The sequence below is a fragment of the Pseudoduganella sp. R-43 genome (assembly GCF_049913255.1).
Classification (GTDB): domain Bacteria; phylum Pseudomonadota; class Gammaproteobacteria; order Burkholderiales; family Burkholderiaceae_D; genus Rugamonas.
The window spans coordinates 4,372,735-4,394,354 of the sequence record NZ_CP183988.1; the positions used below are offsets into that span (position 1 = coordinate 4,372,735).

The 21,620-nt window shown below is 65.4% G+C and carries 20 protein-coding genes; 10 read left to right on the top strand and 10 right to left on the bottom strand.

Annotation, left to right across the window (positions count from 1 at the left end; translation table 11 throughout):
• Positions 1–132: 132 nt before the first annotated feature.
• The 7 genes from mrtJ to ACN9M3_RS19775 are packed head-to-tail and all read left to right on the top strand — an operon-like array spanning position 133 to position 7,954.
• Positions 133–468 carry a JDVT-CTERM system glutamic-type intramembrane protease MrtJ gene (gene mrtJ / locus ACN9M3_RS19745; RefSeq protein WP_426318391.1) on the top strand — a complete coding sequence of 112 codons (336 nt, stop codon included), beginning with the start codon at positions 133–135 and terminating at the stop codon, positions 466–468.
• Positions 469–494: 26 nt separating this feature from the next.
• Complete coding sequence (locus ACN9M3_RS19750; protein WP_426318392.1) at positions 495–3,077, top strand: choice-of-anchor D domain-containing protein; 2,583 nt, start codon at positions 495–497, stop codon at positions 3,075–3,077.
• On the top strand, positions 3,074–3,292 hold the full coding sequence (locus ACN9M3_RS19755; RefSeq protein WP_426162230.1) for a DUF4266 domain-containing protein: 219 nt from the start codon (positions 3,074–3,076) through the stop codon (positions 3,290–3,292). The genes ACN9M3_RS19750 and ACN9M3_RS19755 overlap by 4 nt, the downstream gene beginning before the upstream one ends.
• Before the next feature lie 11 nt (positions 3,293–3,303).
• Positions 3,304–4,449 (top strand): DUF3570 domain-containing protein, encoded by a 1,146-nt coding sequence (locus tag ACN9M3_RS19760; RefSeq protein WP_426162232.1) that lies wholly within the window; start codon positions 3,304–3,306, stop codon positions 4,447–4,449.
• On the top strand, positions 4,443–5,333 hold the full coding sequence (locus ACN9M3_RS19765) for an FAD:protein FMN transferase (protein ID WP_426318393.1): 891 nt from the start codon (positions 4,443–4,445) through the stop codon (positions 5,331–5,333). Before ACN9M3_RS19760 ends, ACN9M3_RS19765 begins: the two co-directional genes overlap by 7 nt.
• A gap of 3 nt (positions 5,334–5,336) precedes the next feature.
• Complete coding sequence (dsbD, locus tag ACN9M3_RS19770) at positions 5,337–7,211, top strand: protein-disulfide reductase DsbD (protein ID WP_426162235.1); 1,875 nt, start codon at positions 5,337–5,339, stop codon at positions 7,209–7,211.
• Positions 7,208–7,954 (top strand): carbonic anhydrase, encoded by a 747-nt coding sequence (locus ACN9M3_RS19775; RefSeq protein WP_426162236.1) that lies wholly within the window; start codon positions 7,208–7,210, stop codon positions 7,952–7,954. Before dsbD ends, ACN9M3_RS19775 begins: the two co-directional genes overlap by 4 nt.
• A gap of 2 nt (positions 7,955–7,956) precedes the next feature.
• On the opposite strand, the gene ACN9M3_RS19780 is transcribed toward ACN9M3_RS19775, so the two are convergent.
• Together ACN9M3_RS19780 and ACN9M3_RS19785 are read right to left on the bottom strand one after the other, a co-directional pair.
• Positions 7,957–8,979, bottom strand: coding sequence for a diguanylate cyclase domain-containing protein (locus tag ACN9M3_RS19780; protein ID WP_426162238.1), 1,023 nt, complete (start codon positions 8,977–8,979; stop codon positions 7,957–7,959).
• A gap of 8 nt (positions 8,980–8,987) precedes the next feature.
• Positions 8,988–10,352 carry an MBL fold metallo-hydrolase RNA specificity domain-containing protein gene (locus ACN9M3_RS19785; RefSeq protein WP_426318394.1) on the bottom strand — a complete coding sequence of 455 codons (1,365 nt, stop codon included), beginning with the start codon at positions 10,350–10,352 and terminating at the stop codon, positions 8,988–8,990.
• A gap of 148 nt (positions 10,353–10,500) precedes the next feature.
• On the opposite strand from ACN9M3_RS19785, the gene ACN9M3_RS19790 reads away from it, so the two are divergent.
• Entirely contained in the window at positions 10,501–11,847 is a 1,347-nt protein-coding gene (locus ACN9M3_RS19790) for an amino acid permease (RefSeq protein ID WP_426318395.1), read from the top strand.
• On the top strand, positions 11,847–12,677 hold the full coding sequence (locus ACN9M3_RS19795; protein WP_426162241.1) for a hypothetical protein: 831 nt from the start codon (positions 11,847–11,849) through the stop codon (positions 12,675–12,677). Before ACN9M3_RS19790 ends, ACN9M3_RS19795 begins: the two co-directional genes overlap by 1 nt.
• 81 nt (positions 12,678–12,758) lie before the next feature.
• Here the strand turns inward: ACN9M3_RS19795 and ACN9M3_RS19800 are convergent, their stop codons facing one another.
• The 8 genes from ACN9M3_RS19800 to ACN9M3_RS19835 all read right to left on the bottom strand — a co-directional run bounded on the left by ACN9M3_RS19800 (position 12,759) and on the right by ACN9M3_RS19835 (position 19,964).
• Positions 12,759–13,322 (bottom strand): hypothetical protein, encoded by a 564-nt coding sequence (locus ACN9M3_RS19800; RefSeq protein ID WP_426162242.1) that lies wholly within the window; start codon positions 13,320–13,322, stop codon positions 12,759–12,761.
• Positions 13,319–14,632 (bottom strand): peptidylprolyl isomerase, encoded by a 1,314-nt coding sequence (locus ACN9M3_RS19805; protein WP_426318396.1) that lies wholly within the window; start codon positions 14,630–14,632, stop codon positions 13,319–13,321. The genes ACN9M3_RS19800 and ACN9M3_RS19805 overlap by 4 nt, the downstream gene beginning before the upstream one ends.
• A complete protein-coding gene (locus ACN9M3_RS19810) occupies positions 14,632–15,657 on the bottom strand; it encodes a phospholipase (RefSeq protein WP_426318397.1) in 1,026 nt (341 codons plus the stop codon). Before ACN9M3_RS19810 ends, ACN9M3_RS19805 begins: the two co-directional genes overlap by 1 nt.
• Positions 15,658–15,744: 87 nt before the next feature.
• Positions 15,745–17,418, bottom strand: a complete 1,674-nt coding sequence (locus tag ACN9M3_RS19815) for a methyl-accepting chemotaxis protein (protein ID WP_426318398.1) — start codon at positions 17,416–17,418, stop codon at positions 15,745–15,747.
• An 85-nt stretch (positions 17,419–17,503) separates the two neighbouring features.
• Complete coding sequence (locus tag ACN9M3_RS19820) at positions 17,504–18,424, bottom strand: hypothetical protein (protein WP_426162247.1); 921 nt, start codon at positions 18,422–18,424, stop codon at positions 17,504–17,506.
• A gap of 80 nt (positions 18,425–18,504) precedes the next feature.
• The gene (locus ACN9M3_RS19825) at positions 18,505–19,143 is read right to left on the bottom strand and encodes a dienelactone hydrolase family protein (RefSeq protein WP_426318399.1); all 639 of its coding nucleotides are present in this window, start codon (positions 19,141–19,143) and stop codon (positions 18,505–18,507) included.
• A 42-nt stretch (positions 19,144–19,185) separates the two neighbouring features.
• Positions 19,186–19,548: a DUF5329 family protein gene (locus tag ACN9M3_RS19830; RefSeq protein ID WP_426162250.1), complete on the bottom strand. Its 363-nt coding sequence runs from the start codon at positions 19,546–19,548 to the stop codon at positions 19,186–19,188.
• Complete coding sequence (locus tag ACN9M3_RS19835; RefSeq protein ID WP_426162251.1) at positions 19,545–19,964, bottom strand: hypothetical protein; 420 nt, start codon at positions 19,962–19,964, stop codon at positions 19,545–19,547. The genes ACN9M3_RS19830 and ACN9M3_RS19835 overlap by 4 nt, the downstream gene beginning before the upstream one ends.
• Before the next feature lie 143 nt (positions 19,965–20,107).
• Between ACN9M3_RS19835 and ACN9M3_RS19840 the strand changes: the two genes are divergently transcribed.
• The gene (locus tag ACN9M3_RS19840; protein ID WP_426162252.1) at positions 20,108–21,505 is read left to right on the top strand and encodes an amino acid permease; all 1,398 of its coding nucleotides are present in this window, start codon (positions 20,108–20,110) and stop codon (positions 21,503–21,505) included.
• Positions 21,506–21,620 lie beyond the last annotated feature (115 nt).

The window sequence follows — 21,620 nt, forward strand, 5'->3', positions numbered from 1 at the left end:
TTACGCCTGTGAATACACAGCCGGAGCAAAAAGGTTCAAAGAATTTTCAAAAATATTTTCACACCTGATTTTGAACCATTTTCGCGTGCGCCGGTATTGACCGTAACAACATTGACAGAATGTTCTGTACCTGTGTTCGCTCAAACTGCCGTCTGCGGCCCCGCCCTGCTCTCGCCTGACCTGGCCGCCGTGCTGCGCCTGCTGGTGCTGGCGCCGCTGCTGGAGGAATGGGTGGTGCGCGCGGGATTGCATGCATGGCTGTTGCCGCGCTCGCGCGGCGCAGTCGCGGTGCTGGCCAGTGCGGCGGCCTTCAGTGCGCTGCACCTGAGCTCCGGCCCGCTGGCGGCAGCGCTGGTGTTCGGGCCGGGCGTGATGTTCGGCCTGGCCTACCAGCGCTGGCGCGACTGGCGGCTGTGCGCCCTGCTGCACAGCGCATGCAATGCCTGGGCCCTGTCGATGTGCGCATGAACCAATTACCAACCACGGGAGCTCCGATGAAACATCACCGACTTTGGGCTTTGCTGGCACTGGGCCTGGCGCAAGCCGCGCATTTCGCGCAGGCCGCCGATGCCCTGAACGGCAAAAGCCTGTACCTGAACGGCCCCACTTCAGGCGGCACCACCTGCTCCGCCTGTCACGGCGCAAACCCGGCCGCCAACGTCAATAACGTCCTGGCGGGCGCTAACAACCCCACCGTCATCAGTTCTGCCTTCGCAGCCAACAAGGGCGGCATGGGATCGCTGTACAACGGCAAGTTCACGGCGGCGGAAGTTGCCGACCTGGCAGCCTTCATCGGCAACCCCAACGTGACGGCGGCGCCGGCGGCTTCGGTGGCGCCGTCCACGCTGTCCTTTGGCGGCGCGACGGTGGGCCAGGACAGCGGCGCCCTGTCCACCACGCTTTCCAATACCGGCTCGTCGGCGCTGAACATCAGCGGCCTGGCGGTGGGCGGCGGCAATGGCGGCGACTTCCGCATCACCGGCGGCACTTGCGCTTCCGGCCAGGCCGTGGCGGCAGGCAGCAGCTGCAGCGTGCAGTTGGTGTTCCGCCCGACCGCTTCCGGCGCCCGCAGCGGCGCGCTGACCATCAGCCACAATGCCACGGGCGGCTCCAGCAGCGTCACCCTGTCCGGCACCGGCAATGCCGTGGCGCAGGCCACGCTGTCGCTGTCGGCCACGGCGCTTGATTTCGGCGCCCTGCTGACCAATGCTCCGGCGCAGCGCACCCTGACCCTGGCCAATAGCGGCCAGGCGGCACTGAGCTTTTCATCGATCGGCGTGAGCGGCGCCCAGGCGGGCTTCATGACGCTTGGCGGGACTTGCGCGACCACGGCGCCGCTGGCCATTGGCGGCAATTGCACCGTGGTGGTGCAGGCACTGCCCACCACGGCAGGCGCCTTCGCTGCCAGCCTGAACCTGGCGTCGAACGCCAGCAATGCGAATGTGGCGGTCGCGCTGTCCGGCAACGCGTCCGCACCGGCTCCTGCCATCGACGCCAGCCCGAGCGCCGTTGCCTTCGGCCTGTGGACCATTGGCGCCGCCCCGATCGTGCAGCCTGTCACGCTGAATAACCGCGGCAACGTGGCCCTGGCCTTCAGCAGCATTGCCGTCAGCGGCGCGCCCGGCATCACCATCGGCAGCGGCGGCGACTGCGGCAGCAGCCTGGCCGTTGGCGCCAGCTGCACCGTGCCGCTGGCCTTCGCCCCGGCGGCCGCAGGCAATGTCGCCGGCACCTTGCTGGTGCGTTCCAACGCAGCCGACCTGTCCGTTGCCGTCACCGGCGCCGGCACCACATCCCCGGTGGCCCGCCCGCAATTGAGCAACAGCGGCCCGCTGGCCTTCGCCAATACCCAGGTGGGCCAGCAGTCTGCCGCGCAGCGCGTCACCCTGGCAAACAACGGCACGGGTTCCATGAAAATTGCTTCGCTGGTCCTGGGCGGCAGCAATCCCGGCGACTTCGCGCTGGCCGGCAGCTGCGCCGCCGATGCCACCCTGAGCCCTGGCGCAAACTGCACCATCGATGCAAGCTTCAAGCCGACTGCGGCCGGCGCGCGCAGCGCAGACATGCAGCTGGTCACCGATGGCGGCGCCCAGTTCACCGTGCGACTGAACGGCAACGCCAGCGCGGTTCCCACTCCCACGCCATCGCTCGGTCTTGCGCCGCAGGCCTTCGACTACGGCAGCACCGCTGCCGGCAGCGCGGGCGTCGTCAAGCGCTTCACCCTGTCGAACACTGGCTCCGCTGCCCTCGTATTGAGCGGCATTAGCTTCAGCGGTCCATTCGCCGTGGCAACCGGCGAAGCCAATGCCTGCGGCGCCTTCCCGTTGACGCTGCAAGCCGGCGCCTCCTGCGAACTGCCGGTGCGCTTCACGCCAACCGCAGCGGGCAGCGCCAGCGGCGGCGCCACCTTGCAGGCGACAGGCGCAAGCTGGCAGCTCGCGCTGACCGGACAGGGTTCGAGCGAGGCGGCGGCCGGCGCGACTCAGAATCGCGGCGGCGGCGGATGCTCTTCGATCAGCGGCGGCAACGATCCGATGCTGGCCGTGCTGGCCGTGCTGGCGGCCGCGGTGCTGCTGTGGCGCCGCCGCCAGGCGCGCATGCTGGCGGCCGCCGCCGCGCTGGCGGTAGCCGGCCAGGCGATGGCGCTGGAACCGGGCCAGGCGGCACCGGCCTTTTCGCTGAGCGGCCCTGCAGGCACCGTGAAGCTGGAGCAATACCAGGGCAAGCTGGTGTACATCGATTTCTGGGCATCGTGGTGCGGGCCGTGCCGCCAGTCCTTCCCGTGGATGAACGAGATGCAGGCCCGCTACGGCGGCCAGGGCTTGCAGGTGGTCGGCATCAACGTCGACGCCAAGACCGATGACGCGCGCAACTTCCTGACCGCGACGCCTGCCAGTTTCGTGATTGCCTTCGACCCGAGCGGCACCGCGCCGCGCAACTACGGCGTCAAAGGCATGCCGAGCAGCGTGCTGATTGGGCCGGACGGCAAGGTGCTGTATGAACACAGCGGCTTCCGCCCCGCCGACCGCACCGTGCTGGAAGCGCGCATCAAGAGCGCACTGGGAGTACGTCAATGAGCGCCCGCCTGCTTGCGGCCTGCGCCGTGCTGGCCGGGCTTTCCGGTTGCGCCGTGAAACCCGTCCAGCCCTGGGAGAAAGGCGAACTGGCGCGCACCGACATGCTGCTCCAGGGCGACAGCCTGGAAACGCGCTTCAACGAACACATTTACGCCAGCAAGGAAGCGGCATCCGGCGGCAGCGCCGTGGGCGGCGGCGGATGCGGCTGCAACTGACAAGGAAGACCATGGAAAACAAACCACAGAACGGCATGCCCGTCGGCCAGGCCTTGCTGGCGGCGGCCATGCTGCTGCCGGGGATCGGCGTCGTGCATGCAGAAACGCCGCCGGAACGGGGCAGCATCGGCGTCAAATACCTGTATTACAAGGAAGACCAGCCGGGGCTGGACCGGGTGCGCGTGCATGCGCCGGCGGTGTCGGTGCTGGCCCCGGTCGCCGGCGAATGGTCGGTGGCCGCCAGCGCCACGGTGGACGACGTGTCGGGCGCTTCTCCGCGCTACCACACAGCCGTCTCCGGCGCCTCGCGCATGGACGACTTGCGCAAGGCCGGCGACGTGACCGTCACGCGCTACCTGCCGCACGGCACGGTCGGCGTGTCGGCGGCGTATTCGACCGAGCATGACTATGTATCGCGCGCGCTGTCGATGCAGGCGTCGCTTTCCAGCGAGGACAAGAACACGACCTGGAATTTCGGCGTGGGCGGTTCGGACGACAGCATCAACCCCGTCAACCATATCGTGCAGGACGCCGGGCGCCAGACCGTCAGCGTGCTGGCAGGGGTGACGCAGGTCCTGACGCCGGTCGACGTGGGCCAGTTCACCCTGACCCACACCCAGGGGCATGGCTACTATTCCGACCCGTACAAGATGGCCGACAACCGGCCGGACAAGCGGCGCCAGGATACCGCCCTGCTGCAGTGGAACCACCGCTTTGTCGCGCTGGGTGCGACCAGCCGGCTCAGTTACCGCTTCTACCGCGACAGCTTCGGCATCAGCGCCCACACGCTGGGCGCCGAATGGGTGCAGGGATTCAGCGATGGCTGGACTGTTACGCCGGCCGTACGGCTGTACACCCAGCGCGCAGCCGACTTCTATTTCGACCCGGTCTATGACCGCACCCTCGGCGAGCCCTTCCCACCCGGCTACGTGTTCGGCAGCGGGCAGGCCAGTTCCGCCGACCAGCGCCTGTCCGGCTTCGGGGCGGTCACGCTCGGCGTCAAGCTCGCCAAGCAGTTGAACCGGGACTGGGCGCTCGACTTCAAGGTCGAGCGCTACGAGCAGCGCGGTTCCTGGCGCGTGTTCGGCAGCGGCAGTCCAGGCCTGGCGCCAATGCGCGCGGTCAGCCTGCAAATCGGAGTGACACGGCAGTGGTAAATCCGGTCTACACGATCGACTTCCAGGCCATGGCCAGCCGCTGCGAGATCCGGCTGGCCGCCGCCAACGGCGCCGAGGCACGGGCATTGGCCGAGCCGGCGCTGGAGGAAGTACGGCGGATCGAGGCCAAGTACTCGCGCTATCGCCCGGACAGCATCGTGAGCCGGATCAATGCGGCAGCCGGCCTGGCGCCGGTCGACTGCGATGACGAGACCCTGGCCTTGCTGGAGTATGCCGATGCCGTGCATCGCAGCAGCGGCGGCCGATTCGATATCACCTCCGGCGTGCTGCGCAAGGCCTGGGATTTCCGGCTCGGTGCCGTGCCTGCGGCGGGGACGCTGGAGCGCTTGTTGCCGCTGGTCGGCTGGCAACAGGTGCGGCGCGAGGGCGGCAGCGTCCTGCTGCCCCGCGTTGGCATGGAGCTGGATTTCGGCGGCTTCGGCAAGGAGTATGCCGTGGACCGCGCGGCGGAAATCCTGATCGCCCAAGGTGTGCAGCATGGCTACGTCAACCTGGGCGGCGACATGCGCTTTCTCGGCCCCCGTCCGGATGGCGCCGAGTGGAGCATCGGCATCCAGCACCCGCGCGATGCCCGGGCCACCATCGCCAGCGTGCCTTTCAGCCGGGGCGCCCTGGCGACCAGCGGCGATTACGAGCGTTTTTTCGAAGCGGATGGGCGGCGCTATTGCCACATCCTTGATCCGTACAGCGGCATGCCGGTGTCGTACTGGCGCTCCGTGAGCGTGGTGTCGCCCATAGCCATCGCCGCCGGCAGCTGCAGTACCACGGCCATGCTGCTGGAGCGGGACGGGCTGGACTTTCTTGAACAGTCAGGCTTGTCCTACCTGGCCATCGACCAGGATGGCCGAATTTTTCGGAGATGAATAATGAAGTTCCTCATTAAATGGCTGGCGGCGCTGCTGCTGGCTGCACTTTTCGGCAACCCTGCCCTGGCCGATGATTTCCTGGCGCCGGAGCAGGCCTTTGACCTGCGCGCCGAACTGCGCACCGACGGCCAGCTTGCCTTGCACTGGACGATCGCGCCCGAGTACCACCTGTATCGCGATCGTATCAGCCTGCACAGCGACGGCGCCGTAGTGCCGGTCCTGCTGCCGCCCGGGAAGCGCAAGTTCGACGAGAATTTCGGCAAGGAGATGGAAACCTATGCGGGCGGACTGGCCTTGCAGCTTCCCTGGCAGGGCCGCTCCACCGCCACCTTGACGGTCGCCTACCAGGGTTGCGCCGACGCAGGCTTGTGCTACCCGCCGGCCGAACGCCGCTACCGCATCGATCCAGCGCGCCCGGGCGTGCTGGAAGCGCTGCCGGAAGCGCCGCCCGGACAGGCCGCGGGCACCGCTGCCGCAAGCGCTCCGGCGGCGAATGCCGGCGTGGCGCAGGCCAGTGCCCCGGTGGCGGCCGAAGATGACACCTCGCTCGCCCAGCGCACCCTGCAAAGCGGCAGCGCCTGGCGCATCGGCGCGGCATTCCTGGTGTTCGGCCTGCTGCTGTCGTTCACCCCATGCGTGCTGCCGATGGTGCCGATCCTGTCCTCCATCATCGTCGGCGAAGCGCAGGTGACGCGCAAGCGCGGCCTGCTGCTTGCCGCTGCCTACAGCCTGGGCATGGCCCTGGTCTACACCTCGCTGGGCGTGGCGGCGGGCCTGGCAGGCGAAGGCCTGGCCGGCGCGCTGCAAAAGCCATGGGTCCTGATGACCTTCGGCGCCCTGCTGGTTGCCCTGGCGCTGTCGATGTTCGACGTCTACCAGCTGCAACTGCCAAGCGCCCTGCAAACCCGACTCAGCTCCGCCAGCGGCAACCTGTCCGGCGGCCGCCTCGCCGCCGTGTTCACGATGGGCGCCGTGTCGGCCCTGATCGTCGGTCCCTGCGTGGCCGGCCCGCTGGCCGGCGCCCTGCTGTACATCAGCCAGACCGGCAATGCCCTGATCGGCGCCGGCGCCCTGTTCGCCATGGCATGCGGCATGAGCGTGCCCCTGCTGCTGACCGGCCTGTCCGCCGGCAGCCTGCTGCCGCGCGCCGGCGCCTGGATGAACCACGTGAAGAAGGTTTTCGGCCTGCTGCTGATCGCAGTGGCGATCTGGATGGTCAATCCGGTGCTGCCGGTAACCGCCAGCATGGCGCTGTGGGGCGCCTTCGCCATCCTGTGCGCCGCCTTCCTGCGCGTCGGCGAAGCTGTCCCGCAAGGCGCCGGCGCGGGCGCCTATGCAACGAAAGCGCTCGGCGTCCTGATGCTGCTGGGCGGACTGTTCGAGCTGGTCGGCGCAGCCAGTTCCGGACGCGACGTGCTGCAGCCGCTGGCGCACCTGCGCGGCGGCGGGAACAGTGCTACCATGGCCGCCGCGGGCACGGGCCAGCCACACGATGCCGAAACCCGCTTTACCCGCGTGCGCACGGTAGCCGACCTTGACCAGGCCCTGGCCAGTGCCAAGAAACCTGTCATGCTAGACTTCTACGCCGATTGGTGCGTCTCATGCAAGGAGATGGAACGCCTCACCTTCACCGACACGCGCGTGCAAGCGGCCATGCAGGACATGCACCTGCTGCAAGCCGATGTCACAGCCAACAGCGAAGAAGACCGCGCCCTGATGAAACGCTTCAGCCTTTTTGGACCGCCCGGCATCGTCATGTTCGACGCTAGCGGTAATGAAGTTCCTCAAGCGCGCATCATCGGCTACCAGCCACCCGAAAAATTCCTGCGCCGCCTGGAACTGGCGGCCAACAACCCTGAAAGGACCACTCAGTGAAACGCACTCTCTCCCTCCTGCTCAGCGCCGCCCTGCTGCCTGCCGCGGCCTTCGCTGCAGACAAGCCGGCACACTGGAGCTATGACGGCGCCACCGGCCCGCAGAACTGGGGCAAGCTGGAACAGGACTTCAGCACCTGCAAGCTGGGTCACAACCAGTCGCCGATCGACATCCGCAAGACCAGCAAGGCCAAGCTGCCGCCGCTGGAATTCGCCTACAGCCCGTCGCCGCTGAAGATCCTCGATAACGGCCACACCATCCAGGTGAACTACGCCGCAGGCAGCAGCGTCACCATCGACGGCAAGCGCTACGACCTGCTGCAATTCCACTTCCACAAGCCAAGCGAAGAAAAGATCAATGGCCGCAGCTACCCGATGGTGGCGCACCTGGTGCACAAGAATGAAGAAGGCAAGCTGGCCGTGGTAGCGGTGCTGTTCCGCAAAGGCGCCGAGAACCCGCTGGTGCAAACCCTGTGGGATGCCTTGCCGAAGGAAAAAGGCGAAGCACAGGAAGTGCCCGGCGCGAGCATCGATATCGGCAAGCTGCTGCCTGCCGCGCAAGGCTATTACAACTTCGCCGGGTCGCTGACCACTCCGCCCTGCAGCGAAGAGGTCAACTGGTTCGTGCTGAAAAATCCGGTTGAAATGTCGGACGCCCAGCTGAAGCGCTTCGCCCAGGTCTACAAGCACAACGCCCGCCCGGTGCAGCCGCTGAACGGCCGCACCGTCCAGGAAAGCCTGTAGATTCAGCAGCGCGCCTGCGCCCGCTTGCAGCGGTCGCGTCCCTGCCGCTTGGCGGCATACATGGCCGCATCGCTGCGCCGCAACAGCTCTTCGGCCAGTTGCGCATCATACGGAAACACGGCCAGCCCGATGCTGGCCGATACGAAGGCCGGCTGTTCTCCCGCCAGCCGCACCGGTGCGCGCACTGCCGCCAGCGCACGATCCAGGATCTCCTCCGCCTCGCCCACATCGTTCAGGCCAGCGAGCAGCAGCACGAATTCGTCGCCGCCCAGGCGCGCCACGGTATCGTTGGCCCGCACCACCTGCTGCAGACGTCCCGCCACTTCCACCAGTACCGCGTCGCCAGCCTCGTGGCCAAACGTATCGTTGACGTGCTTGAAGCCATCCAGGTCCATCACGCAAACGGCCACCAGCTTTTCGGCACGCGCCGCAAAGGCCAGCGCCTGCTGCAGGCGGTCTTCCATCAGGCGCCGGTTCGGCAGGCGCGTAAGCGGGTCCATGAAGGCCATCTTTTCGATCTCTTCCTGGCGGGCGCATTCATCGGTAATGTCGGTAAACAGGCCGAAATAGTGCTGCACCCTGCCGTGTTCATCGCGCACCGCGCTCAGGGTCAGGTGTGCGGCAAACAGCGTGCCGTCGGAGCGTTTGTCCCATACCTTGCCCTGCCACTGGCCGGTTCCCAGCAGGCCTTGCCACATCGCCTTGTAGAACTCGGCGTCCTGCCTGCCGGACTGCATGATGCGCGGATGCTGGCCCACCAGCTCGTGGCGCGCGTAACCGCTCATGGCAGCGAAGGCGCGGTTGGCCTCGACGATGCGCATGTCGCGGTTGACCACCAGGATGCCTTCCGATGTCGCATCGAACACCTTGGCCACCAGGTGCTCGCGCGCCGCGGCGCTGCGCATGCGCTGGCGCAGCAGCCGGGAAATGCTCGTCACATGGCGAAACATCAGCCATGCCGTCAGCGCCGCGGCCAGCAGGGCGCCGCACAGTGCGGCAAGCGAGATTTCCAGCAAGGCCGCCATGGCATCCCCTACTCCAGTACCACCTCTTCCAGGTAGTCCGGCACCCGGCATGGCCAGTGGAGCTGTTCCGAAATGCGCAGCCGCAGGGCATCGGCCGCCGCCGGTTCGCCATGGGTGACGAACACCTGGCGCGGCGTGGCCGAAGAATGCGAGAGCCAGCCCAGGATTTCGTCGGAGTCGGCATGGGCCGACAGGTTGCCGATCAGTTCGACCTTGGCCCGGATCGAGTAATACTCGCCGTGGATCTTGACCGAGGTTTCGCCGGCCAGCATGCGGGCCCCGCGCGTCCCTGCCGCCTGGAAGCCGGCAAACAGGATAGTGTTGCGCGAATCGCCGGCAAAGGCTTTCAGGTGGTGCAGCACGCGGCCGCCGGTAGCCATGCCGCTGGCGGCAATGATCACCATCGGCGCCTGGCGCCGGTTCAGGGCCATCGACTCTTCCACGCTGTTGACGATGTGCGCCACGTGGCCCAGGGCGTGGCAACTGCGTTCGTCCAGCCGGTGCTGTCCCTGGTGCTTGATATAAAGCCGCGTGGCATCCACCGCCATCGGGCTGTTGAGGTAAACGGGGAGCGCGAGCGGGATGGCGCCGGCCTCCTTGAGCCGCCAGATTTCATACAGCAGTTCCTGCGCCCGTCCAACGGCAAACGAAGGGATCACGGTTACGCCGCCGCGCGCCGCCGTCTTGCCGATCACGTCGGCCAGCTTGCCGCCGGGGTTGGACGCGTCGTGGCGGCGGTCGCCGTAAGTCGATTCCACCACCAGGTAGTCGCATTTGCCCAGCACGGTCGGCGGCCGCATGATCGGATCGTTGGGCCGCCCCACGTCGCCGGAAAACATCACGGTCCGGCCATTGCATCGCACCGACACCGAGGCGGCGCCGAGGATATGCCCGGCCAGCTGGAAGCGCGCCATCATGCCCGGCACCGGCGAAAACTCATGACCGACCGGCACCGCCTCCAGGTGCTCCAGCGCACGCAGCGCATCGGCTTCGGAATACAGGGGCAAGGCCGGCTTGTGCTTGGAGAAGTTGTGGCGGTTCGCATACAGCGCTTCCTCCTCCAGCAAGCGGCCACTGTCGGGCAGCAGGATGCGGCACAAATCGCGCGTCGCCTCCGTGCAATACACCTTGCCGCGGAAGCCGGCGCTGACCAGCACCGGAAGGAAGCCGCTGTGATCGAGGTGGGCATGGGTCAGCAGCACCGCGCCAATGGACTCCGGCGGCACCGGGAAAGCATCCCAGTTGCGCAAGCGCAGCTGCTTATAGCCCTGGAACAGGCCGCAATCGACCAATACCTGTTCGTCGCCATGGCGCAACAGGTATTTGGAGCCGGTGACGGTGCCGGTGGCACCAAGGAATTTAAGTGTGAGCATGTTTGCAGCATATCCAAGCCGACGCACAAAATATTTGATCCAGGTCAAAGAGAAGTCTTGCGAAATGCGGCAGTGCGAAAATGACATTGTTGCCTTGCGAGGATGTAGAATCAGGGCCTTTGATCTTTTCGACACCAGGACGCCATACATGACAGAACTGAAACGGGGCCTGAAAAGCCGCCATATCCAGCTGATCGCGCTGGGCGGCGCCATTGGCACGGGCCTTTTCATGGGCATCGCCGACACCATCAAGCTGGCCGGGCCTGCCGTGCTGCTTGGCTACGCGGTGGCTGGCTTCATTGCCTTCCTCATCATGCGCCAGCTGGGCGAAATGGTGGTCGACGAGCCGGTCGCGGGTTCCTTCAGCTATTTTGCCGACAAATATTGCGGCCACATGGCCGGCTTCATGTCAGGCTGGAATTACTGGGTGCTGTACGTGCTGGTCAGCATGGCCGAGCTGACGGCAGTCGGCATCTACGTCCAATACTGGTGGCCGGGCATTCCCACCTGGGTCAGCGCCCTCGCCTTCTTCCTGATCATTAACGCCATCAGCCTGGCCAATGTGCGCGCTTACGGCGAAATGGAATTCTGGTTCGCCATCATCAAGGTGGTAGCGGTGGTCGGCATGATCGTGTACGGCGGCTACCTGCTGGTGTCCGGCAACGCCGGGCCGGAAGCGACCGTGGCCAACCTCTGGCAGCACGGCGGCTTCTTCCCGAACGGCGTGTCGGGGCTGGTGATGGCGATGGCAGTGATCATGTTCTCCTACGGCGGCCTGGAACTGGTGGGCATTACCGCCGCCGAAGCCAGCAACCCTTCCGAGACCATTCCCAAGGCGACCAACCAAGCCATCTACCGTATCCTGATCTTCTATGTCGGCGCATTGGGCGTGCTGCTGTCGCTGTACCCGTGGCAGAAGGTCGTCACCGGGGGCAGCCCGTTCGTGATGATCTTCCACGCACTGAACTCCAACTGGGTTGCGAACATCCTGAACGTGGTGGTGCTGACCGCCGCACTGTCCGTGTATAACAGCGGCGTGTACTCCAACAGCCGCATGCTGTACGGCCTGGCCAGGCAAGGCAATGCACCGAAAGCCCTGCTGGGCGTGAACAAGCGCGGTGTGCCCTTGGCGGCGCTGGGCGTATCGGCCCTCGCCACCGGCATTTGCGTGGTGCTGAACTACTTCATGCCGGGCAAAGTGTTCGGCTTCCTGATGGGACTCGTGGTTTCGTCGCTGGTAATCAACTGGGGCATGATCAGCTGGATCCACCTGCGCTTCCGCGCCCAGAAAAAGATCGAAGGGCACGAGACGGGCTTCAAGAGCTGGGGCTACCCGCTGACCAACTACCTGTGCCTGGCCTTCCTGGCCGGCATCCTGCTGATCATGTACATGAGCGAAGGGCTGCGCATATCGGTGTACCTGATCCCGGTCTGGCTGCTGGCACTGTACATCGGCTACCGCCTGCGCGGCGTGCCTGAAAAGGCGGCGGCGTAATGCCCAAGGTCGCACTCCTGACGATCCACGGCATGGGCGAGCAACCGCTCGACTATGCCGACGACATGCGGCGCGCGCTGTCGCACCGCATGGGCGCGGCCTTCTCCGACGTCGACGTGCATAGCGTGTATTACCAGCACCTGCTCAAGCCCAACGAGCTCGATGTATGGAACCGCACGCGCGAGCGCTCCACCGTGCGCTACGAACAGCTGCGCAAATTCATCCTGTTCGGCTTTGCCGATGCGGCAGGGCTGGAGAATCGCAAGGAATACGACAATTCGGTCTACGAGCAGGCGCAGATGGAGATTGCGCGCGCCCTGCTGGCGATTCTTGCCAACCGCGGCCCGGAAACGCCGATCGTGCTGCTGGCGCATTCGCTGGGCTGCCAGGTCATGTCCAGCTTTATCTACGACGCGCAAAAGCGCGCCGGCGGCGGTGCTGTAGCCGCCGGCATCTGGAAGCCGGGCCGCATGGCCGACAGCCTGACTGCCGAGCAGCGCAAGTTCCTGCAATGCGGCACGGTGCGCACCTTCGTGACGACCGGTTGCAATATCCCGGTCTTCGTCTCCGCCCACCAGCGCATGGACGTCAAGCCGATCATCAAGCCCAATCCAGCATTCACCTGGCTCAACCTGTACGACCCCGACGATGCACTCGGCTGGCCCTTGCAGCCGCTGGAAGGCGGCTACGAAACCCTGGTCGAAGACCGCGTCGTCAACGCCGGCCAGGGCATCCTCGACTTCATGACCAAGAGCTGGAACCCGCTCTCCCACACCGCCTACTGGACCGACGACGAGATCATCAAGCCCTTGGCCAGCTTATTAGTTTGAAAGTCGGGGTCAGGTCTGGCAATCCGCCATTCTTTTCGCATTGCGAAAAGAATGGCGGATTGCCAGACCTGACCCCGACTTTTATCTTGAACGCATGTTGTCGGCGGCTTGGCGCTGCTGTTCGATGCGGCGGATCTTTTCTGCGACTTTGGCCAGCTCCTCAGGCGGCACGCCGGCTTCGCGACCTTGCTCGAGATCGGAATGCAGACGGGCTAGTTCGGGGACTGCGGCTTGGGCGTAGGCCGCGGCCAGGCGCTGTTTCTGCGCCAGCTCATGAGCGGCGTAGGCTTGCGGGTCGGCCATTACGCTGGCGTCGGGGTGCTCGGCCGGGGCGTCGTGCTGGATCGGCGGGGTGCGGGCATCGCCGGATTCCCGTGCCTGGGCCAGCGAGAGCCAGGCTGGCGCCCGCGCGTCGACCGGCGGGATCGGCACGCGGCGCAGTCCATCGCCTTCGCCCGTATCAGCCATCGCCGGACGTTCGCCAGCCCCCGGTGCGGGCATGGGGGCCGGCGGTGCGGGCTTGGGTGGTGTGACGGCGGGCGCCTGGGGAGGGGGCGTCGTTTCGCGAACGCTGGCGAAGTACCATTGGCCAACGACGGCGGCGACAATAGCGGCGATGACGGCGATGGCTTGCCAGTGTTTCATGGCGCCTCTGCGATTTCAATGCGCACTGTGCGGCGCGACTGTTCGATCATCTGGCTTAGCTGCTGCCTGGCTTTCTGCAGCGCGATCATGCGGCTGGCCTGGTAGCGCACTGTTTCCGATTGCAGCGGGTGGGCGCCATGGACCTGTTCTTCAACGAGCACGATTTCCCAGTAGGCGTTCTCGTTCGGGCCGACCGGTGCCCGGACCGGGGCGGATGGCTTGCCCGGCGGCTGGCTGAAGGCGAGGCTGGCCAGCCAGTCCTTGCTGCCGTCGGCGCTGATCCAGCCAAGGTCGCCGCCTTTGGCTGCGTCGCCGGCGCGCGACATGCGGCGTGCAGTGGCGGCGAAGCCTGCGCCTTGCTGCAATGCCCTCACCGCACGCTGCGCCTGCGCTTCGTCCGCTACCCGGATGTGGCGGGCGCGGACCCTGTCGACGCGGGCGAACAAGTCCTTGTGCTCGCGGTAGAAGCCTTCAATCTCCTGCGCACTGACTTCGCCGGACAGGCGATTCAGCAGCGGGCTTCCGGCGTCGGTATCGAGGCCGACGCCGTGCAGGTTCTGCAGCGCCACCACCGTGTCGCCATCCTCGATGACCTTGCGCAGGTCCGCCACGGCTTCGGCGCCGAAGCGTTGTCGGGCCCAGTGCAGCACGAATGCGTTGGCGACGATGCGGCGTGCCTGCTGTGCTGCGACGCTGGCCGGTTGCTGCGACAGCGCCAGCCGCCCCTGGACGTTCTGGCGGTGGTACACGTCGTAAAGGGTGACGCTAGCTGGTTCGCCGCCGGGAAGCCGGTAGCGCAGGACGTCGGCCTTGCCGGCCAGGGACTGCTGTTCGGCGGTCAGCGCGATCTCCAGCTTCAAGCGGCCCTGGCGGCCGAAAATGGCGTCCAGCTGCGGCTGCGACATCGGCGGCTGCGCAATCACCAGGCTCTCCAGCGTGGCGCCCGGCTGCGCCTTCACGGCGGTGTCGATGTCCTTTCCATACACTTCGCGCAGGGTTGCGACAAGGCGTTCTTCCACCATGACTTCCGGGGCAAAGGCTACCGTGGCGCCGGGCTGCACTTTTGGCGCTGCGTTGCCGGCACGTGCCGCCAGCAGGCGAACCTGGATGATGTCATCCAGCACCGCCCGCCGCTCCAGCGAGGGCTTGGCGGCGCGGCGCTGTTGCCAAAGAGCGTCCAGCGTGAAGGCATAAACCGGCTCGCCGTCGATGCGGGCGGCGATGGCGGCGCCGGGCGCGGTGGGGCCCGCCACCGCGCTTGCTCCGGCGAGCACTGCGGCGACGGCGGCGACGAAGTGGCGGGCGGCCATCAGTTGGCCAGGCGCTCGGCGGCGCGGTTCAGCACGTGGACCACCATGGCGATCGAGTGCGGGATCATCTTCTTGCCAACCGCCACGCGATCACCATGCGCGGTCGAAGACAGCACGATGCCGCCGTTCGCGTACGAATAGGTGCCGCCCTGGGTCAGCAATGGACGAATATCGCTGCCGCTTGCAGCCACCGGCGTGAAATCAGCCATGGCGGCAGTCACCAGCGCCGAGTCGTTCAGGCGTTCGCTGTCGTAGTAGTCGTACACCCATTGCTCCCAGCCCGAGTGGTCGTGGGCGGAAGTGGTCCAGGTGTGGTGCGGCTGCAGCAGGTCGGTGGTATGCAGCACGAAGCCGAGCGACTGCGCGGTCGGCTGCGCCAGGAATTGCGAGAACCAGTACTGGCCCAGGTTGTCGATCGGCTGGAATGGCGCCGCTTCGAAGTCGGCATACATGGACGCGGTCGAATAGCCGCCCAAGCGGTAGTGGGCTTCGGTGATGCCGTAGGCGTTGTATTTGCTTCCGTCGCCGAACCAGCCTTTCAGGCCGCCGGCGCCGTCGTCCAGGTAATCCCCATACAGCCAGCTCGCCGCCAGGTTGTCGATGTCGCCTGCCACCGCCATCTTCGCGTAGTTGTAGCCGCCGAACGGATTGCCGTGCACATCGCGGCCGGAGGTATGGTTCTGGAAATGCCAGAAGGTGGTGTACTTGACGATGCTCGCGCCGGCGCCCCACACCGGCGCCAGCTGGCAATTGCCGGTGGTGGCGCCGCAGATATAGGTGTCGGCAAAGTCGTCCACGTCGTACGCGCCCTGCCCCAGCGCTGCCGCGAACTGGTCCATCGTGTAACCGGCGCGCGTGACGCCGGAGAGCAGCTTGTTGTAGTTGGTGGTACCAGGATTGGCCTTCATGTAATTGACTGCGTCCAGCACGATACGACGGTGCGTTTCCTGCTGCCATGCGTGGGCCGGAAGGCTTACTGCGGATGCTGCCAGCGCGAGGCTGGCAGCGATGGTGCTCAGTTTCATCTGGTGTCTCCTGGTTGAAAAGAGTCCAGACGATAGCGTCAATTTATGACGGACAGATGAAAAAGTATTCTAAAAATATTAACAAACTCAGAACTGCTCCCACTCGTCGCCGGCGGTGGCGCTGGCAACCTTGCGCTGCCGCGCCGGGCGCACCGCAACGGCGGTGGAAACGGGGGCGCTGCTGGCAGCGCGCAGCACCGGCGCCGCCTTCAGGTGGGCGGCGCCGATGCGGAACGCGCTCACCGCCCGGGCCAGGACTTCCGCCTGGTCCTGCAAGGCTTGCGACGCCGCCGCGGTTTCCTCCACCAGCGCCGCATTTTGCTGCGTGACCTGGTCCATCGAGGTAATCGACTGGTGCACCTGGGCGATGCCTGCGTTCTGTTCCGCGGTGGCGGCGCTGATCTCGGCCACGATGTCGGATACCTGCTTCACGCTGGCCACCACGTCGCTCATGGTGTCGCCGGCGCGCACCACCAGCCTGGTGCCGGAATCGACCTTCTCCACGCTGTCGTCGATCAGCGCCTTGATTTCCTTGGCCGCCGCGGACGAGCGTTGCGCCAGGCTGCGCACCTCGGTTGCCACCACGGCGAAGCCGCGCCCTTGTTCACCGGCGCGGGCCGCTTCCACCGCGGCGTTCAGCGCCAGGATATTGGTCTGGAAGGCGATGCCGTCGATCACGCTGATGATGTCCACGATCTTGTGCGAGGAGGCATTGATGGACGCCATGGTGTCGATCACTTCCTTCACCACCTCGCCGCCCTGCACCGCGATCTGCGAGGCGTTCTGCGCCAACTGGTTGGCCTGGCGCGCATTGTCCGAGTTCTGGCTCACGGTGGAGGTCAGTTCCTCCATGCTGGAGGCGGTTTCCTCCAGTGCCGCGGCCTGCGCCGAAGTACGGTTATTCAGGTCGCCGGTACCGGCTGCGATCTGGCGCGAAGCGGTGCTGACCGCATCGGCCGCCGACCGGGCCGTGCCCACCACGCCGCCGATTTCACCGAGCAGCTTGTTGAAGGCCACGCCGGCATGGCCGATTTCATCCATGCGCTCCACCTCGACCTGGTGCGTCAGGTCCAGCGAGGAGCTGACGTTTTCCATCGTGCCCTGCATCCTGTCCAGGCCACCGGTAATCACCAGGTACATCTTGTAGCCCATGAACGCCACCACCAGCAGCACGGCCACGGTGACCGCTACCAGGATGGTCAGCGCCTTCGAGTAATCCGCATCGCTGTCGGCCTTGACCTTTTCAATCAGCTTCTGGTTGTAGGCGACGTGGTCATCCAGGCTTTTCTTGACGCCGGCCGCGCCCAGCGCCAGCGGCGAGCCAGCCACCAGGGTGGCGCGCACGGCGTCCATGTCGCCGGCATGCGAGGCGGCGATAAACGGCACCAGCGCCTGGCGGTAGGTTTCCATTGCCGCCTTGTCCTGCTCCAGCATCTTGCGGTCGGTCTCGTCGAAGACGTTGTTCTTCGCGTAATCGGCCAGCACCTTGTCGAAGTTGGCGTGGGCGTCGTTGTAGGCCTTGTCCAACGCGGCCTTGTCGGGCAGGTTGGAAAACACCGACAGGCGGTAGCCGGCCAGGCGGCTGTCGCTCACCGCCGCCTTGGCGGCATTGATGGCTGAAACGCTGGGGATCAGGCGGGTCTGCACCAGCTCCATGCGGCGCTGGGCATCGCGCAGTTGCCAGATGCCCTCGGCGCCGACGAACAGCAGGCCAATCAAGGCAATTGCCAGGGTAATGATCAGTCGGTTGCTGATTTTCATGATGGGGTTTCTTCCTATGCAAGTGAATCAGTATCGCAGTCTTAGAAACCTGGCCGGCGCACGCTACCAGCTTCCAGCCTTGCCCTCAGAATTGCGTCGCCAGTGATTCGTGGAAGATTGGCGGCTGGACGTCCGAACCGAAGCCGTTGTCCAGTTCCTCCAGGCGACGCTGCGGTACTTCCTTGAGGTCCGCAATCTGCGGCGTCCAGCGCAGCAAACGGTCGGCATCGAAGCGGTCGACCGCGCAGGCAATCGCATAGCCGCTCATAGCGCTGAGACGGCTGCGTGCCTGGGCTTGGGCCTCGCGAATTGCCAATACATAACGTTCGACAGTCAAGCCGGTGGAAGGCGCCTTGCCGACCCGTTCGCGCAGGCGGGACAGCAGATCGGTGTGCGTCGCAAGCAGTTCCATCAGTCCGCTGCCCGGCCGTGCAGTCGTCACATCGTGCTCGCCACGCATCAGGTAGGTGACAGCCATCGGCTTATGGTTGCTGGTGACCACACGAATGCTGCCGCCCACCATCGACATGATGCTGAAATAGATCCCATCGTTCAGCGCAGCCTTGCCTGCCTGCGGCAAGAGCTTCAATTGCTGGATTTCGATAATCATGCTGCCTTCGGCGTCCGTGAACATGGCAGCGACACCGGCCAGGGTTGGCGCACTTGGATAGGTTGTATAGTCGCCAAGCGGGCGAAAACCGCGGGTGGCGAGCTGGGTCGCGTAATCGTCGATCAGGCTCCAGTCGACCTGCTTGCGCGCTTGCTCGCTGTCGCGATCGATATGCACGTAAGAGGCGAGGTCCTGCAGGCGGGACAGCAGGCCTTTCCTGATCTTCCAGGCAGTGCGCAGGAAGGTCAGCACGCCGACACTGCAAATCAGCATGCCTGGCCAAAGCATGCCGCCGGGTGCGCCAAGCAATGGGATGAGAATGGCAGCCAGCGCGGCACAAACAACGCTGTTGACTAATGAATTCCTGAACATTGCCTTCTTCAAATGCAGCGCCATACGCTCTCCCAATAGATGGGGAAAATTATAGCGATGCAGATGGGGTTAAAAATGCACGCATTCTCACCATTCTTCACCATTCATGATGAAAGGTGCTGGCTGAACCAGTCGCGCGCCAGGCGGGCCACTTCTTCCAGTGCGCCCGGCTCTTCAAACAGATGAGTCGCCCCGGGCACGATGTCGATGCGTTTTTTGCAATTCAGCTGGAGGTAGGCCGATTCGTTGAGTTCGATGACGCCTTCATCGCGGCTGCCCACGATGAACAGGGTTGGCGCCGTCACGCGCGCCAGCGCCACCTGCCCGGTCAGGTCGGGCCGTCCGCCACGCGAAACGACGGCCGCCACCCCGCCCTTGCGCTCAGCGGCCAGTTGCAAGGCCGCTGCGGCGCCGGTACTGGCGCCAAACAGGCCAAGCGGCAGGCCGCGCGCCGCTTCGGACGCCGCCAGCCAGTCGGCCGCCATGCCAAGGCGTTCGGTCAGCAGGATGATATTGAAACGGATGCGGTAGACGTCGTCCTCGGCAGGCGTGAGCAAGTCCATCAGCAAGGTGCCGATGCCGGCCGTGCGCAAGACGCCGGCCACGAAATTGTTGCGCGGGCTGAAGCGGCTGCTGCCGCTGCCATGCGCGAACAAGACCACGCCCTTCGCCCCTATCGGCAGGTCGAGCGTGCCTTCCACTTCTCCGGCGGGCGTGGCGATGCTGGCGGTCTGGTGGTGCATGGCGGGCTGTCCTCCTGGCCCACTATACCGCTAGCCTCGCAGTCAGTGCGCGCGGATGGCTTTCAGCTCGGCGCTCAGCCAGGCCTTGCTTTCTACCGGCGCCGCCGCGCCGCACTTGACCGTATATGGCTTGCCGCTCGAGCTGCTGGCGCTGGCGCCAAGCTCGATGAACTGCTCGGCGTTCTTGACCAAGTCTTTCTTCTCGAGATATTCCAGCTTGCGCAGCAGGTGGGTCCTGGCGTCGGCGCCGCTATACCAGCTGCCGTTGCGGTTGAACTGGCAGCCGGACGATTGCAAGCGCGTCAGCAGCGCGTCGACTTCGGCACGCGCCGGCGCCGGCAGCGGCGCGGCCTGGACGCTGGCGCCGGCCAGCGCGAAGGCGAGGACGAGGATCTTGCGCATCATTTCTCCTTCTTGCGAACTTTATAAGGCGCGAGGATGTTGCCGCAGCGGATATTGCCGGCAGCGACGCGAGCATTGAAGGCATGCAGCTCTTTTTCCAGGCTGGTGCCGGCCGCGTTCAGGCTCGCTGCCTGGGCGTTCAATTCATCCTGACGGGCATTGTATGCGGCGACGGCCGCGTTGTCGGTCCGATTGACCTGGGCCGATGCGGCTTCGTGCGCCGACAGCGCGGCCGAAGTGCGCTCCAGTGCCGCTTCATGCTCGCGGAAGCGGCGCGCCAGGGCCTGGCGCTGGGGACGCAGTTCGCCCTCCTCCGCCATGCAGGCTTTATAGGCCGGGGTATCGGGCTGCGGCGGCATCGGCTGGGCGAAGGCGGCGCCGGCAAAAGTGGTCGCGGCAGCAGCCGCGGCGAGTATCATATATTTCATCTGTGGGGCAAGGACTTTTAAGGCAACAAACAATTCAGATTTACAATCCTACAACATCCCCCTCAAACCCGTGTGCTAATATGCGGCAGCCTTTTTTTGGCGATCCCAAAAGAGAAGAGATATTGGAGAGACTAGTGAGCATTTTTAGGACTAAGAACCTGGACGACATGGTAGCAGCCACCCGTACCCCGGGCGGCCTGCAGAAAGTGCTGGGTCCGATGGACCTGGTGCTGATGGGCATTGGCGCCATCGTCGGTACCGGCATCTTCGTCTTGACCGGCACCGGCGCACTGACCGCTGGCCCGGCCCTGACGATTTCCTTCGTGGTCGCAGCGCTGGCCTGCGGTTTCGCCGCCCTGTGCTACGCCGAATTCGCCTCGACCGTTCCGGTGGCCGGCTCCATCTACACTTATAGCTACGCCACCCTGGGCGAGCTGGTGGCATGGATGATCGGCTGGGACCTGATGCTCGAATATGGCCTTGCCACGTCCGCCGTGTCGGTGGCCTGGTCCGGCTACTTCCAATCGCTGATCGCCGGCATCGGCATCCACCTGCCGACCGCGCTGACCGCCGCCCCTGGCGCCGTGCCTGGCACGACCACCCTGTTCAACCTGCCAGCCTTCGTGATCATGATCGTGCTGACCGCCATGCTGGGCTGGGGCGTGCGCGAATCGGCCCGCGTCAACAACATCATGGTGGTCATCAAGATCGGCGTGGTGCTGCTGTTCATCGGCGTTGGCGCCGGCCACGTGCAGCCAGCTAACTGGCAGCCATTCATGCCCTTCGGCGCCTCCGGCGTGATGAGCGCGGCGGCCCTGGTGTTCTTCGCCTTCATCGGCTTCGACGCCGTAACTTCCGCCGCCGAAGAAGTGAAGCGCCCTGAGCGCGACCTGCCAATCGGCATCATCGGCTCGCTGGCCGTCTGCACCATCCTGTACGTGATCGTGGCCGGCATCATGACCGGCATCGTCCCTTACAAGCAATTCCTGGGCGTCGACCACCCGGTCTCGCTGGCCCTGCAATACGCCGGTGAAAACTGGTTCGCCGGCTGGGTATCGCTGGGCGCCATTCTCGGCATGACCACCGTGATCCTGGTGATGGCCTACGGCCAGACCCGCATCATCTTCGCCATGTCGCGCGACGGCCTGCTGCCGAAGAAGCTGTCCCAGGTGCACCCGAAATACCACACCCCGTTCTTCGCCACCTGGATGGTCGGCCTGATCTTCGGCTTCATCGCCGCCCTGGTGCCGCTGAACGTGCTGGCCGAACTGGTCAACATGGGTACCCTGGCTGCCTTCTGCCTGGTGTCGATCGCCGTGATCATCATGCGCAAGAAGCGACCCGACCTGCACCGCGCCTTCCGCTGCCCTGGCGTGCCGGTGGTTCCGGGCCTGGCGGTCGCCTTCTGCCTGGCCCTGATGGCCTTCCTGTCGGCCATTACCTGGATCGCCTTCGGCATTTGGCTGGCCATCGGCCTGGTCGTGTATTTCGGCTACTCGCGCCACCGCTCCGAACTGGGCAAAGCGAAGTAAGCAGCACCCTCCCCACATGAAAGCCCGCAGTAGCGGGCTTTTTTCATTGTTGCGCGCCTACCACGAACGGTGGCGCACCTGCCTGCAATCTGTGACACTTAGCCCCGTAGTCAGC

What these genes read in the sequence shown, in the direction of transcription:
- ACN9M3_RS19750 (WP_426318392.1), top strand. Translation starts at nt 495, where the DNA reads ATGAAACATCACCGACTTTGGGCTTTGCTGGCACTGGGCCTGGCGCAA.
- ACN9M3_RS19755 (WP_426162230.1), top strand. Translation starts at nt 3,074, where the DNA reads ATGAGCGCCCGCCTGCTTGCGGCCTGCGCCGTGCTGGCCGGGCTTTCC.
- ACN9M3_RS19760 (WP_426162232.1), top strand. Translation starts at nt 3,304, where the DNA reads ATGGAAAACAAACCACAGAACGGCATGCCCGTCGGCCAGGCCTTGCTG.
- dsbD (WP_426162235.1), top strand. Translation starts at nt 5,337, where the DNA reads ATGAAGTTCCTCATTAAATGGCTGGCGGCGCTGCTGCTGGCTGCACTT.
- ACN9M3_RS19780 (WP_426162238.1), bottom strand. Translation starts at nt 8,979, where the DNA reads ATGGCGGCCTTGCTGGAAATCTCGCTTGCCGCACTGTGCGGCGCCCTG.
- ACN9M3_RS19785 (WP_426318394.1), bottom strand. Translation starts at nt 10,352, where the DNA reads ATGCTCACACTTAAATTCCTTGGTGCCACCGGCACCGTCACCGGCTCC.
- ACN9M3_RS19790 (WP_426318395.1), top strand. Translation starts at nt 10,501, where the DNA reads ATGACAGAACTGAAACGGGGCCTGAAAAGCCGCCATATCCAGCTGATC.
- ACN9M3_RS19795 (WP_426162241.1), top strand. Translation starts at nt 11,847, where the DNA reads ATGCCCAAGGTCGCACTCCTGACGATCCACGGCATGGGCGAGCAACCG.
- ACN9M3_RS19800 (WP_426162242.1), bottom strand. Translation starts at nt 13,322, where the DNA reads ATGAAACACTGGCAAGCCATCGCCGTCATCGCCGCTATTGTCGCCGCC.
- ACN9M3_RS19805 (WP_426318396.1), bottom strand. Translation starts at nt 14,632, where the DNA reads ATGGCCGCCCGCCACTTCGTCGCCGCCGTCGCCGCAGTGCTCGCCGGA.
- ACN9M3_RS19810 (WP_426318397.1), bottom strand. Translation starts at nt 15,657, where the DNA reads ATGAAACTGAGCACCATCGCTGCCAGCCTCGCGCTGGCAGCATCCGCA.
- ACN9M3_RS19815 (WP_426318398.1), bottom strand. Translation starts at nt 17,418, where the DNA reads ATGAAAATCAGCAACCGACTGATCATTACCCTGGCAATTGCCTTGATT.
- ACN9M3_RS19820 (WP_426162247.1), bottom strand. Translation starts at nt 18,424, where the DNA reads ATGGCGCTGCATTTGAAGAAGGCAATGTTCAGGAATTCATTAGTCAAC.
- ACN9M3_RS19825 (WP_426318399.1), bottom strand. Translation starts at nt 19,143, where the DNA reads ATGCACCACCAGACCGCCAGCATCGCCACGCCCGCCGGAGAAGTGGAA.
- ACN9M3_RS19830 (WP_426162250.1), bottom strand. Translation starts at nt 19,548, where the DNA reads ATGATGCGCAAGATCCTCGTCCTCGCCTTCGCGCTGGCCGGCGCCAGC.
- ACN9M3_RS19835 (WP_426162251.1), bottom strand. Translation starts at nt 19,964, where the DNA reads ATGATACTCGCCGCGGCTGCTGCCGCGACCACTTTTGCCGGCGCCGCC.